The following is a 12,920-nucleotide window of genomic DNA, read 5'->3' on the forward strand; positions in this document are numbered from 1 at the left end:
TTTAGCGCGGTGGTCCCACCTGACCCCATGCCGAACTCAGAAGTGAAACGCCGTAGCGCCGATGGTAGTGTGGGGTCTCCCCATGCGAGAGTAGGGAACTGCCAGGCATCAGTTAGGTGAAGAAGCCCTGAACGGAAGTTCAGGGCTTTTTTACGTCTAAATTTCATAAAAAGCGCTAATACAGTCATTTCAAAGACTTTTAAGCCACTGAATAATAAAATCAGTAATCTGCTGCGGCTGATTAATATCCAAATAGGGTAAATCAATCTTCAAATCTTCATCAGTAGCCACCGCGATCACGTGCTCATCGATTAAATCCTCAATCTGACCCGGTATATCACGCCGCCAAAGCACAATTTTAGGCACTGGTTCATTCTTGAAGCCCTCAATCAGTATCAAATCTAATACCGAACTATCCATCCTCAATGCTAACTCTGCGAGACGGGGCGTCTGGTTGGGTGTTTCAACCATCAAAGCCCATCGTTTATTACTGGCGACGATCACCTGATCCGCTCCAGCTTTACGCAGCAAATAGCTATCTTTCCCAGGCGAATCGATATCCATTTGGTGGTGCGTATGTTTGATTAAGCCTGATCGTATGCCTTGTGCTTTCAGTTGCGGAATAACTTGCTCTAGCAATGTGGTTTTTCCGGTTCCGCTCCAGGCAGAAATGGCCAGCAAAGGCACGGTCATGACAACGTTTCCTCATTAACCAGGTCATCGGGTGTATTGATATTACGGAAGGCCGATTCTGCATCTGAAAACGCAACGGCATGTCCATCATGCTCGCGTAAAAACTGCATCAAACGCCGTTCGCCGCGGAGTAGCCAGGCTTCGAGATCATCGGCCAGTGCACAATTCACTAGCGCTAAAGCAGGATGATCGCGCTGAGAAGACTTCACCCACACTGCGGGTGCATCGCCACGTTCCTGCCATAAGCGCGCAACAAAATTATTGGGAAGCCAAGGCGTATCACAAGGGCAGAAGGCGACCCATGCAGTTTTACTGTGACGCATACCACTAAGCATGCCAGCCAACGGTCCGGGATAAGCAGGCATTGAATCAGTAACAACCTGACAACCACTTGCCTGATAGCGATCAATGTTACGGTTAGCGCTTATCAACACAATATCGACCTGCGGCCGAAATCTCCGCAAAACATGCTGATAAAGGGGTTCACCTTGTAGCATTAGTAACCCTTTATCCTGTCCACCCATACGGCTGCCTTGCCCACCTGCGAGGATCACGCCGGTAAATGCTGTCATCTTCGTCTCCTTCTCTATTCTGGACGATACTTATATAGCGGCAGCGTACCACCTGCATAAAGGAATCAATGATGAAATATCACCGACTCAATGAACTGATCGATCTTCTGCAACCAGCATGGCAAAAGGAGTCCGACATCAACTTGTTGGCATTTTTACAAAAACTGGCGCATGAATCTGGTTTCAGTGGCCCATTAAGTGAATTAACGGACGATGTATTGATTTACCATCTCAAAATGCGTGAAGCAGGCAGCGACGCTGAAATACCCGGCCTAAAAAAGGATTATGAAGTGGACTTCAAAACCGCGCTATTACGTGCTCGTGGTGTGATTAAGGATGATGAGTAGTGTTATCCTTGCGCATTAATCGCAAAGGTAACACACAGGCAAAATGATGAGCGAAGCTGCCTTTAATTTCCAGACGCTGAATCCCGATGTCATTCTTGATGCACTTTGGGATGCGGGTTTGCGTGTCGAATCAGGCTTAACTGCCCTCAATAGCTATGAGAATCGCGTTTATCAATTTAGCGATGATGAGAAGCGACGCTATGTGGCGAAATTTTATCGTCCACAGCGCTGGAGCGCACAGCAGATTCTTGAAGAGCATCAGTTCACGCAGGATCTGCTGGACGATGAAGTTCCGGTTGCCGCACCGCTAAATCTACAGGGCAGTACGCTGAATCATCATGCCGGGTTTATGTTCGCAGTCTTTCCCAGTTTGGGCGGCCGACAATATGAAACCGACAATGAGGAACAGATGGAATGGGTGGGCCGCTTTCTTGGACGCATCCATCAAACCGGAAGGCAAAGTCCGTTCCAGCAGCGCCCAGCGTTTGGATTGGAAGAGTATGTGTTTCAACCACGGCAGGAGCTGGAAAGAAGCACGTTAGTACCCGCTTCTTTAAAAAACATACTGCTTGCTGCAGTTGATAAGCTGAGCACTACGTTGCAGCAGCGCTGGCATACGCAGTGGCAGCCGCTTAGGTTGCATGGGGATTGCCATCCCGGCAATATTCTGTGGCGTGAAGGGCCGATGTTTGTCGATCTTGATGATGCGCGTACCGGGCCGGCCGTGCAGGATTTATGGATGCTGGTCAACGGCGATCGTCAGGAACAATTGATTCAATGGGACATTTTGCTGGAAGCCTATAATGAATTCGGTGATTTTGATTTACATGAATTGTCACTGATTGAACCTTTACGCGCTATGCGCATGGTTTATTATTTGGCCTGGGTGGTACGCCGCTGGCAGGATCCCGCTTTTCCGCGCGCCTTTCCCTGGATGACAGATGAGGATTTTTGGCGCCGGCAGATTGCATTATTTATCGAGCAGGAGAGGCTGTTAAACGAACCGCCGTTGCAGCTTAGCCCGCAATATTAATGAAGTACTCAGGAGATTGTTTCACGATGAAAAAGATCATCTTTGCGCTGGTAGGTTTGATGCTGGCATTTGGCGCCTCTGCGGCACAGTTTAACGATGGTAAACAGTTCGTTACTTTGCCGAAGCCGGTAGCCGGTGAGCCGCAGGTTCTGGAGTTCTTCTCCTTCTTCTGCCCGCATTGCTACCAGTTCGAACGCGTTTATCACGTGAGCGATGCAGTGAAAAAGAACCTGCCGGCTGACACTAAAGTGACGAAATACCACGTTGATTTCCTTGGTGGCCAATTCGGTCCAATCGTTACTCAGGCATGGGCTGTTGCAATGGCGCTGGGCGTAGAAAGCAAAGTAACTGCACCCATTTTCGACGGTATTCAGAAAACTCAAACCGTTACTGATGCGGCGAGCCTGAAAGAGACCTTTATCAAAGCGGCAGGTATCTCCTCCGAAGATTACGATGCGGCGTGGAACAGCTTCGCGGTGAAAGCGCTGGTTGCGCAGCAGCAAAAAGCAGCTGCTGACGTAAATCTACAGGGTGTGCCGGCAATCTTTGTTAACGGTAAATATATGGTTAACAACGGCGGCCTGGATACCAGCTCAATGGATAACTTCGTTGCTGATTACGCCAACGTCGTGAAATTCCTGGTAGAAAAGAAGTAATGTAGCTTCAGAGAACGCCGACAACGTCGGCGTTTTTTATTGCCTTTTTAGTTTTACTAATACGATGTTTATATAAGCCCTTCGCTTAATATCCACATGGATGATCATCTTTTCATTACGTTGCATAAGGTTGCATTCGGAATATAACTTTATGATATATATATAATTTTAATTCCAAAGTAATTACAATTAACGTAAATAACAATATGTTATGATTTTTACGCACAAACTTATCCACAACCTGATCCTTGCGATCCGTGCCGCGTAACGACGAAAAAGATCCTGACTTCCCTGAGTGCATTCAACATTCTCCTCCGGTTGTGGCATCCTTATAGCCCTCATTATCGCAACGAAGAAAATACGAACCTATGGCGCAAATTGCAGAAAATCCCCTGATTCTGGTCGACGGCTCCTCTTATCTGTACCGTGCATATCATGCCTTTCCGCCGCTAACGAACAGTGCAGGCGAGCCAACTGGCGCCATGTATGGTGTGCTTAACATGCTGAAAAGTTTGTTGATGCAGTATCAGCCAAGCCATGTGGCTGTGGTCTTCGATGCTAAAGGCAAGACCTTCCGCGATGAGTTATTCGAGCACTACAAGTCGCATCGTCCACCAATGCCAGACGATCTGCGGGCGCAGATTGAACCGTTACATGAGATGGTGAAAGCGATGGGCCTGCCACTATTGGCGGTATCTGGCGTTGAGGCGGATGATGTGATCGGCACCTTGGCTCTGGAAGCGGAAAAACTTGGCCGTCCGGTATTAATCAGCACCGGTGATAAAGATATGGCGCAGCTCGTCACGCCGGCGATAACGCTGATCAACACCATGACGAATACCGTGCTGGGCCCGGAAGAGGTCGAACAGAAATATGGCGTACCTCCAACGCTGATTATCGATTTCCTCGCCATGATGGGCGACAGCTCGGACAACATTCCCGGTGTCCCGGGCGTCGGTGAGAAAACGGCTCAAGCCTTGCTGCAAGGTCTTGGCGGTATGCAGTCGATTTACGACAATCTCGACAAAGTGGCCGATCTCTCTTTCCGCGGTGCGAAAACCATGGCGGCGAAGCTGGAACAAAACCGCGATGTGGCTTTCCTTTCTTATCAACTGGCAACCATTAAAACCGACGTTGCGTTGGATCTGACGTGCGATCAACTGATCGTAAACGAGCCTGATGTTGAAGCGCTGCAAACCTTATTTAGCCGTTACGAGTTCAAACGCTGGATCGCTGATTTGCAGGATGGCACATGGCTGCAACAAGGCAAGAAGAGCAACTCGCAGACGCAGAAATCGCAGCTTAGTGAAGTTGTTGCGCCCGTTGCAGAAACCACCAGCGTGCTATCAGCGGATGGCTACGTCACCATTCTTGATGAAGCGACATTCGCTGACTGGCTGAAAAAGCTGAAAAGCGCCGAACTCTTCGCTTTCGATCTGGAAACTGATTCGCTGGATACACTGAGCGCTAACATTGTCGGTATTGCGTTTGCTGTCGCACCGGGAGAAGCCGCCTATCTGCCCGTTGGCCATGACTATTTGGATGCACCCGAACAGCTGGATCGTAATGACGTGCTGAAGCAGCTGAAACCGCTGCTGGAAGACGGTAACGCGGCGAAAGTTGGCCAGAATCTCAAATACGATCGCGGTGTATTGAAGAATTACGATATTGAACTTAACGGCATTAAATTCGACACCATGCTGGAATCATATTGCCTGAACAGCGTGGGAGGTAAACACGATATGGACAGCCTGGCAGCGCGCTGGCTGAACCATAAAACGGTGACTTTCGAAGAGATCGCTGGCAAAGGCAAAAATCAGCTCACCTTTAATCAGATTGCGCTTGAGCAAGCTGGGCACTATGCCGCTGAAGATGCCGATGTCACGCTGCAGCTGCATCTGAAAATGTGGGCGAAGCTGGAGCCAGAGGCGGGGCCAAAACAGGTATTTGAAGAGATTGAAATGCCGTTGTTGAAGGTGATATCGCGAATTGAGCGCAACGGCGTGTTGATCGACCAAAATATCCTGGCGAAACACTCACAGGAGTTGACCACGCGTGTCGCTGAGCTGGAGCTGAAAGCGCATGAGTTAGCGGGTGAACCGTTTAACCTCTCTTCACCTAAACAACTGCAAACCATTCTTTTTGAAAAACAGGGTATTAAGCCGACGAAAAAAACGCCCGGCGGCGCACCTTCCACCAGTGAAGAAGTACTGGCTGAACTGGCGCTAGATTATCCATTGCCGAAGGTAATTCTGGAACATCGCGGCCTTTCGAAGCTGAAATCGACGTATACCGATAAGCTGCCACTGATGATCAATCCGGTTACGGGTCGAGTGCACACCTCCTATCACCAGGCAGTAACGGCGACCGGGCGACTTTCATCTACCGATCCTAACTTGCAGAACATCCCGGTGCGCAACGAAGAAGGTCGTCGTATTCGCCAGGCGTTTATTGCCGGGCCAGGCAATATTATTGTTGCTGCGGACTATTCACAGATTGAACTGCGCATTATGGCGCATTTATCACAAGATAAAGGCCTGCTGGATGCGTTTGCTCAGGGCGAAGATATTCACCGTGCTACCGCATCAGAAGTGTTTGGTGTCACGCTGAGCAAGGTTTCTGGTGAGCAGCGCCGCAGTGCCAAGGCGATCAACTTTGGTTTGATCTACGGTATGAGCGCCTTTGGCCTTTCTCGTCAGCTAAATATCGGCGCGGGCGAGGCGAAGAAATACATGGATCTCTACTTTGAACGCTACCCGGGTGTGCTGCGTTATATGGAAGAGACGCGCTCGAAGGCGGCAGAGAAAGGCTATGTTGAAACGCTCGATGGTCGTCGTTTGTGGCTGCCGGATATTACCTCTAGTAATGCTATTCGTCGTAAAGCCGCTGAGCGTGCCGCGATCAACGCACCAATGCAAGGCACGGCTGCAGATATCATTAAGCGCGCCATGATTGCAGTTGATGGCTGGCTGTTGGAGCAAAAAGACGATGCGGTACGGATGATAATGCAGGTACACGATGAACTGGTGTTTGAGATCCGCAGCGACGCGGTAGAGGGGGCCATCAAGACCATTCGTGAGCTGATGGAGAACAGCATGAAGCTGGATGTGCCGTTGCAGGTTGAAGTGGGAACCGGCGATAACTGGGATGAAGCGCATTGATGTAGCGCAGTTAGCGGTATATGCATGCCGCTGACATCGTCATAAGAAAAAAGTTTACTTAATCGGTTCAGCAGCGTTGTAAAGCGGTCTATTAAATGCGCGTTTTGTAACTGCTTAACGCCTAAGCATTTTTTTAGTAATTAAACTACATTGCGCGTATAAAAATGTGATGAGCTTAGTAAAAAAGATGTCGAATCCTGAAAGTTAACAACAAAAAACCCTTTGTAGGGCGCGTAAAATCAGGTAGAGTTTGTCGCGTAGGGTACAGAGGTAAGATGTTCTATCTTTCAGACCTTTTACTTCACGTAATCGGATTTGGCTGAATATTTAGCCGCCCCAGTCATTTATGACTGGGGCGTTTTTTATTGGGCTTTATCTCAAAAGCCACAACAACGTTACTCTGCTTGCTCTTCGCCATCACCTTCTTGTGCTGGCTCCAGTTCATTGAACCAGCTATCCAGTTTCTTGCGCACAATATCAACGCCCATCTTCTTAAGAGAAGAGAACATTTCCACCTGCACATCGCCGTTAAAGGCCAGCGCGGCTTCACGCACCATCGTCAGTTGCGCTTTACGTGCGCCGGATGCCAGCTTGTCAGCTTTGGTCAGCAGCACAAGGACTGGAATCTGGCTCTGAACGGCCCACTCAATCATGTTCTGATCAAGATCTTTCAGCGGATGGCGAATATCCATTAATACCACCAGGCCTTTTAGCGCCTGACGTTTTTGCAAATATTCCGCCAGCGAGCGCTGCCATTTGCGCTTCATCTCTTCCGGAACCTGGGCATAGCCATAACCCGGCAAATCGACTAAAGATTTACCTTCAACTACTTCAAACAGGTTAATGAGCTGAGTTCGGCCAGGCGTTTTACTGGTACGTGCCAGAGCTTTTTGGTTAGTGATGGTATTCAGCGCACTGGATTTGCCTGCATTCGAGCGCCCGGCAAAAGCAACTTCAATACCTACATCTGCCGGTAAGTGGCGAATATCAGGGGCGCTGAGCATGAAATGGGTCATGTGATAGTTCAAAGCAGACAAAGTGAAACTCCAGCAAAATGAATCGGGCAATAGGGCTGATTATACCTGTAATGGCGCAAAAGTGCCCGATAGCGTCTTAACACGCTATTTTGTAAGAGATCTACGATTTTTACTGCCAGTGATTACCGCTTCATTGAATATTAACAATTGATTTAAGTGTTATTTTTCAATGAATTGAGAGATAAGTGGGAAGTGCCGCTCTAAAATAGAGACAAGTCTCACTTGTTCATTTTACCTATTAGTCTACATTTGTTGTCAGTGCACGGCAGCACCCATCAAGGATGATGAGCTCAGGAGTGTCGGGGATGACCAAGAGCATGGCGGGAAGCGGTTCAGGCAGGAATCGGACAGGGACAAGGATTAATCGCAGGAGCGATGTGGCGATGGAGCAACCGGGACGTTGTGAGCCGTAAAGGATTTATTCAGTGTTTCCTTCGTATGAAGGTGCGATAAAAGGCGATAGCATAGGCTATCGCCTTTTTTCTTTGCTTACTTTCTGCTAGATTTCGCCGCAATTCTATACTGAACTCACAAAGCATCGCCGAGACCGGACACCATGAAGCAACCTGCATCAGCCCCGCGTGGCAAACCTGCTGCGAAAGCCAAGCGCAAATCGCGTGAAGACCTCAATCAAGAAGCGCGCGATCGCAAACGCGACAAAAAGCACAGCGGTCATAAATCTGGCAGCCGCGCTAATCCGGAAACGCAAACCGCTGGCAAAGGCCAGGGTAAAAAATCTCAGGATCCGCGCCTGGGCAGCAAAACGCCAGTCGCGTTAGTTGCTGATGGTAAAACCCAGACGGCGAAGAAGCCGGAAGCCAAACCAAAGCCAAAAGCGGAAAAAGTTCGTCTGACGCCACAAGAAGAATTGGCGAAGCTGGAAAATGACGAACGTCTGGATACGTTGCTGGATCGCCTGGAAAACGGTGAAACCCTCAGTGGCGAAGATCAGGCCTGGCTGGATCAAACCTTAGACCGCATCGACGAACTGATGGAAACGCTCGGCATCGCGTTGGATGACGAAGCGGAAGATGAGCAGGCCGAAGAAGATATGATGCGCCTGTTAAAAGGTAATTAAGGCAAATTTTGATCGGCATGCGTTTTCACGCATGCCGCGCTAAACAGGTATTCACCTATGTTTTGGCCTGGATCAATTTTCGCGCTGCTGCTGACATGTTATCTGCTCTGGTTATTGTTTAAACTACGCCGCCTGTCGCGTCTGAAGTCGCGTTTACGTCGGCGTTCAGCCCATCGCTTCGTCCACTCTTCTGCCACGCGACCCTCTCTCAGACGACGTCACCGTAAGGAGTGAGCATGTCATCGCAGCAGATAGATTGGGATCAGCACCTCATCGAAAAATACAACTACGCTGGCCCGCGTTATACCTCTTATCCCACCGCACTTGAGTTCAGTGAGAACTTTGTTGAAGCTGATTTTCAACACGCCGTTGAGCGCTACCCCAATCGTCCGTTATCGCTGTATGTGCATATCCCGTTTTGCCATCGTCTCTGCTACTTCTGCGGCTGCAATAAAATCGTGACGCGCCAGCTGCACAAAGCCGATCGCTACCTTGATGTGCTGGAGCAGGAGATTCGTCAGCGTGCGCCGCTGTTTGCGGGGCGCAGCGTCACTCAATTGCATTGGGGCGGTGGTACGCCGACATTTCTCAATCAGCAGCAGGTCAGTCGGCTGGTAGCATTGCTACGCGATCATTTTACGATTGCCGATGATGTTGAAATGTCGATCGAGGTCGATCCGCGTGAAATCGAATTGGAGATGATCGATCATCTGCGCGCGGAAGGTTTTAATCGCCTGAGCATGGGCGTGCAGGACTTCAATAAAGCGGTGCAGGAACGCGTTAATCGCGTGCAGGACGAAGAAACCATCTTTGCTCTGGTGCAGCGGGCGCGTGAGCAAGGCTTCCGCTCGGTTAGCCTCGATCTGATTTATGGTCTGCCGCTGCAAACGCCGGAAAGCTTTGCCTTTACCTTACAGCGCGTTATTGCATTGAATCCCGATCGTCTTAGTGTCTTCAACTATGCGCATATGCCTACGCTTTTCGCTGCTCAACGGAAAATCAAAGATGATGAGCTTCCAGGTGCGGCACAGAAACTGCAAATTCTGCAGGAAACCATCGCCACCTTAACCGGCGAAGGTTATCAATTTATCGGTATGGATCACTTCGCGCGTCCGGATGATGAACTGGCGGTCGCGCAGCGTGCGGGCGTGCTGCATCGTAACTTCCAGGGCTACACCACGCAGGGCGAAACCGATTTGCTCGGTATGGGCGTGTCGGCCATTAGTATGTTGGGCGATAGCTATGCGCAAAATCATAAAGAGCTGAAAGCTTATTACAGCGATGTCGAGCAGCGCGGCAATGCGCTTTGGCGGGGGCTCACGTTGAGTGAAGATGATTGTCTGCGCCGCGATGTAATTAAGGCGTTGATCTGTAATTTTTCACTCGATTTTACGGCGGTAGAAGCCCAGTACCCCATTGAATTTGAAGCCTACTTTGCCGAGGATTTAGCCCTGTTAGCGCCGCTGGTGGCCGATGGCTTAGTGGAGCAGAGAGGCCGCAGCCTGCAAGTTACTGGTGTAGGCCGATTGCTGATTCGTAACATCTGTATGTGCTTTGATGTGTATATGCGGCAAAAGATGCGCCTGCAGCAGTTCTCGCGAGTGATATAAAAAAGGGGAGCAAATTTGCTCCCCTTGTCTCAAAACGCCCAACCTGCGCGTTATTCCATTCCCAGCTCTTTCAGCTTACGCGTCAAGGTATTACGTCCCCAGCCGAGCAAGCGTGCCGCTTCCTGTTTGTGACCCTGCGTGTGACGCAGTGCGGTTGTGAGCAACGTGCGCTCCATCTCCGGCTGTGCTTCCGACAACAGATTTTGATGACCGGAACGCAAGGCGCGATCGGCCCACTGCGCCAGCAACGTAGCCCAGCTATCCGGCAGCGACTGCACCGGATTCTCCGGCGTGCTGGATTCGAACAGTTCTGGGGGCAGATCCTGAATCAACACTTCCTGGCCCGCCGCCATCACGGTTAACCAACGACAGGTGTTTTCCAACTGGCGCACGTTACCGGACCAATGCAGACGCGTCAGCGCGGTTTCGGTTTCCGGATGCAGAATCTTCGCTTCCACGCCCAACTCACGTGCAGCAACCTGCAGGAAGTAACGTGCCAAACGTGGAATATCTTCGCGTCGTTCACGTAATGGCGGCAGATGAACGCGAATTACGTTGAGACGGTGGAACAAGTCCTCACGGAATTTGCCTTCCTGCACCCGCAGCTCAAGGTTCTGGTGGGTTGCCGCGATGATACGCACATCCACTTTCACCGGCGCATAGCCGCCCACGCGATAAAACTGGCCATCAGCCAATACGCGCAATAAGCGGGTTTGCACGTCGAGCGGCATATCACCAATTTCGTCGAGGAACAGCGTGCCGCCATCGGCCTGCTCAAAACGCCCCTGACGAATCTGGTTCGCACCGGTAAATGCGCCTTTCTCGTGACCAAACAGCTCTGATTCAATCAGATCTTTGGGAATTGCCGCCATGTTCAGCGCGATAAAAGGAGACTTCGCACGCGGGCTATGGCGATGTAGCGCATGCGCAACCAACTCTTTACCGGTACCGGATTCCCCGTTGATCAGCACGCTAATTGAGGAGCGTGAAAGACGACCAATGATGCGGAACACATCCTGCATTGCCGGCGCTTCGCCGATAATGTCGGTGGTTGGGCCGCTAACCGGTTGATTACGTGGCTGCTGCTGTTCCTGATAATGGCTAATCGCGCGTTCAACCAGCGCCACAGCTTCATCAATATCAAACGGCTTTGGCAGGTAATCGAATGCACCTTGCTGATAAGCGCTAACAGCAGCATCCAGATCGGAGTGCGCGGTCATAATGATCACCGGCAGCATCGGATGACGCTGTTTAATCTGTTTCAGCAGCGCAAGACCATCCATGCCAGGCATACGAATGTCCGACAATAATACATCTGGGGTTTTGCTTGCGAGCGCATCCAGTACCTCGTTAGCGCTGTCAAAGGTTGCACAGCTCAAACCGGCTCCAGTGAGCGCTCGTTCAAGCACCCAGCGGATGGAGCTATCGTCATCGACGATCCAGACTATCCCTCGTTGCATACAAACCTCACTGGCGAATAGGCAGGTAGACCGAGAATTCGGTGTGACCTGGCCAACTGTTAAATTCTATTTTTCCTGAATGCTGATCGATCAGGCTACGGGCGATGGAGAGACCTAAGCCGGTGCCACCTTCGCGTCCGCTCACCATCGGATAGAACAGCGTATCTTGTAGCTGGGCCGGAATGCCTGGGCCATCATCTTCAATATCAATGCGTGCGACTAAACGATAACGCGTACCGTGCAGCGTGAGCTGGAAGGCGGTACGTGTGCGAATCACGATGGTGCCACCTTCATCGCCTAGGGCTTGCAGCGCATTGCGCACCACATTCAACAGCACCTGTTCAATCTGGTCGGGATCGTGCGGCAGTTCCGGCAGGCTTGGGTCGTAATCACGCACCAGCGAAACGTTATCCGGCAGCTCCATCGACACCAGATTCACCACGCGTTCTGCTACCTGGTGAATGCTTTGCGTCACGTGTAAACCCGGTTGTTGCGGACCTAACAGTCGATCAACCAGATTACGCAGGCGGTCTGCCTGCTCAATGATGATGCGCGTGTATTCATGCAGGGAAGGATCGGGTAACGCGCGGGTAAGCAGCTGCGCGGCGCCACGTAATCCCCCTAACGGGTTTTTAATTTCATGTGCCAGACCGCGGACTAAATCGCGGGCAGCAACTTGCTGAGCATGCTGAATTTGTTCCTGGCTAAGCCGGCGCTGATTATCCATCGGCGCCATTTCCAGCAGAATAAAGCCATCGGGTAACCGCTGTGCCGTCAGCGACATAATATGCGCGCGGCCATCAACCACTAAAGTGACCTCACTGTCGGTAAAGCCCTGGCCAGCCCCGAGACTCTCGCTCATCACCTCAATATTCAGCGAAAAATAGCCGGTTAATTCCGGTAATGGCGTGCCGAACAATTTTCGTGAGCTCTGCGACAATAATTGCTGAGCCGCCGGATTGGCGTAATGGATAACTAAATCGTCATCGACCAGCAAAATACTGTTGATCAGGGAGTTGAGAATCTGCCCCGCGTCGGGCAGCGTGCCAGTTGCCATACAGCGTTCCTCTGCACTAATTTAGTGCATTATAGCCTTTAAGGACGGAAATCTGTGCTTTGAACCAGAATACGCGGAGAAAAAAGCCCATCCGGAGATGGGCTAAAGTTTCCACGGCAATATAAAATCTTCTGCGTCTTTTACACCCCCGCTGCGTGGCTGCATTCGTTCACCCGAGTCACTGAGTTATCTCAACTCCCCGGCAATCTCGATTGC

At 50.6% G+C, this 12,920-nt stretch carries 12 protein-coding genes and 1 rRNA gene; 8 read left to right on the forward strand and 5 right to left on the reverse strand.

The features are described from left to right. Nucleotides 1–107: ribosomal RNA gene (rrf, locus tag WFL93_RS20790) — 5S ribosomal RNA — on the forward strand; the annotation flags it as partial. An 82-nt stretch (nt 108–189) separates the two neighbouring features. On the opposite strand, the gene mobB is transcribed toward rrf, so the two are convergent. Together mobB and mobA are read right to left on the reverse strand one after the other, a co-directional pair. After that, on the reverse strand, nt 190–693 hold the full coding sequence (mobB, locus tag WFL93_RS20795) for a molybdopterin-guanine dinucleotide biosynthesis protein MobB (RefSeq protein WP_336778958.1): 504 nt from the start codon (nt 691–693) through the stop codon (nt 190–192). Continuing rightward, nucleotides 690–1,265, reverse strand: a complete 576-nt coding sequence (gene mobA / locus WFL93_RS20800; RefSeq protein ID WP_336778959.1) for a molybdenum cofactor guanylyltransferase MobA — start codon at nt 1,263–1,265, stop codon at nt 690–692. Before mobA ends, mobB begins: the two co-directional genes overlap by 4 nt. 71 nt (nt 1,266–1,336) lie before the next feature. On the opposite strand from mobA, the gene WFL93_RS20805 reads away from it, so the two are divergent. From WFL93_RS20805 to WFL93_RS24330, 5 genes are all read left to right on the forward strand, one after another. After that, nucleotides 1,337–1,612 carry a YihD family protein gene (locus tag WFL93_RS20805; RefSeq protein ID WP_007885228.1) on the forward strand — a complete coding sequence of 92 codons (276 nt, stop codon included), beginning with the start codon at nt 1,337–1,339 and terminating at the stop codon, nt 1,610–1,612. 46 nt (nt 1,613–1,658) lie between these two features. Further along, nucleotides 1,659–2,645, forward strand: a complete 987-nt coding sequence (locus WFL93_RS20810; RefSeq protein WP_336778998.1) for a serine/threonine protein kinase — start codon at nt 1,659–1,661, stop codon at nt 2,643–2,645. 26 nt (nt 2,646–2,671) lie between these two features. Next, a complete protein-coding gene (gene dsbA, locus WFL93_RS20815; RefSeq protein ID WP_336778960.1) occupies nt 2,672–3,301 on the forward strand; it encodes a thiol:disulfide interchange protein DsbA in 630 nt (209 codons plus the stop codon). 368 nt (nt 3,302–3,669) lie between these two features. After that, nucleotides 3,670–6,462, forward strand: a complete 2,793-nt coding sequence (gene polA / locus WFL93_RS20820) for a DNA polymerase I (RefSeq protein WP_336778961.1) — start codon at nt 3,670–3,672, stop codon at nt 6,460–6,462. Between the two features lie 275 nt (nt 6,463–6,737). Continuing rightward, nucleotides 6,738–6,785: a spot 42 RNA, inhibition of DNA synthesis gene (locus WFL93_RS24330; protein ID WP_071892919.1), complete on the forward strand. Its 48-nt coding sequence runs from the start codon at nt 6,738–6,740 to the stop codon at nt 6,783–6,785. 72 nt (nt 6,786–6,857) lie between these two features. Here the strand turns inward: WFL93_RS24330 and yihA are convergent, their stop codons facing one another. After that, nucleotides 6,858–7,499 carry a ribosome biogenesis GTP-binding protein YihA/YsxC gene (gene yihA, locus WFL93_RS20825; protein ID WP_336778962.1) on the reverse strand — a complete coding sequence of 214 codons (642 nt, stop codon included), beginning with the start codon at nt 7,497–7,499 and terminating at the stop codon, nt 6,858–6,860. A 556-nt stretch (nt 7,500–8,055) separates the two neighbouring features. Between yihA and yihI the strand changes: the two genes are divergently transcribed. Continuing rightward, nucleotides 8,056–8,577 (forward strand): Der GTPase-activating protein YihI, encoded by a 522-nt coding sequence (gene yihI / locus WFL93_RS20830; protein ID WP_007885235.1) that lies wholly within the window; start codon nt 8,056–8,058, stop codon nt 8,575–8,577. 236 nt (nt 8,578–8,813) lie between these two features. Next, on the forward strand, nt 8,814–10,187 hold the full coding sequence (gene hemN / locus WFL93_RS20835; RefSeq protein ID WP_336778963.1) for an oxygen-independent coproporphyrinogen III oxidase: 1,374 nt from the start codon (nt 8,814–8,816) through the stop codon (nt 10,185–10,187). A gap of 50 nt (nt 10,188–10,237) precedes the next feature. Here hemN and glnG read toward each other — a convergent pair whose 3' ends face one another. Continuing rightward, nucleotides 10,238–11,647, reverse strand: coding sequence for a nitrogen regulation protein NR(I) (gene glnG, locus WFL93_RS20840; protein ID WP_007885240.1), 1,410 nt, complete (start codon nt 11,645–11,647; stop codon nt 10,238–10,240). Between the two features lie 7 nt (nt 11,648–11,654). Then, nucleotides 11,655–12,704 carry a nitrogen regulation protein NR(II) gene (gene glnL, locus WFL93_RS20845; protein WP_007885241.1) on the reverse strand — a complete coding sequence of 350 codons (1,050 nt, stop codon included), beginning with the start codon at nt 12,702–12,704 and terminating at the stop codon, nt 11,655–11,657. Nucleotides 12,705–12,920: the final 216 nt, after the last annotated feature.

Origin of the sequence: Pantoea sp. USHLN256 (assembly GCF_037149875.1) — a bacterium.
Taxonomy (GTDB): Bacteria; Pseudomonadota; Gammaproteobacteria; order Enterobacterales; family Enterobacteriaceae; genus Pantoea; species Pantoea nemavictus.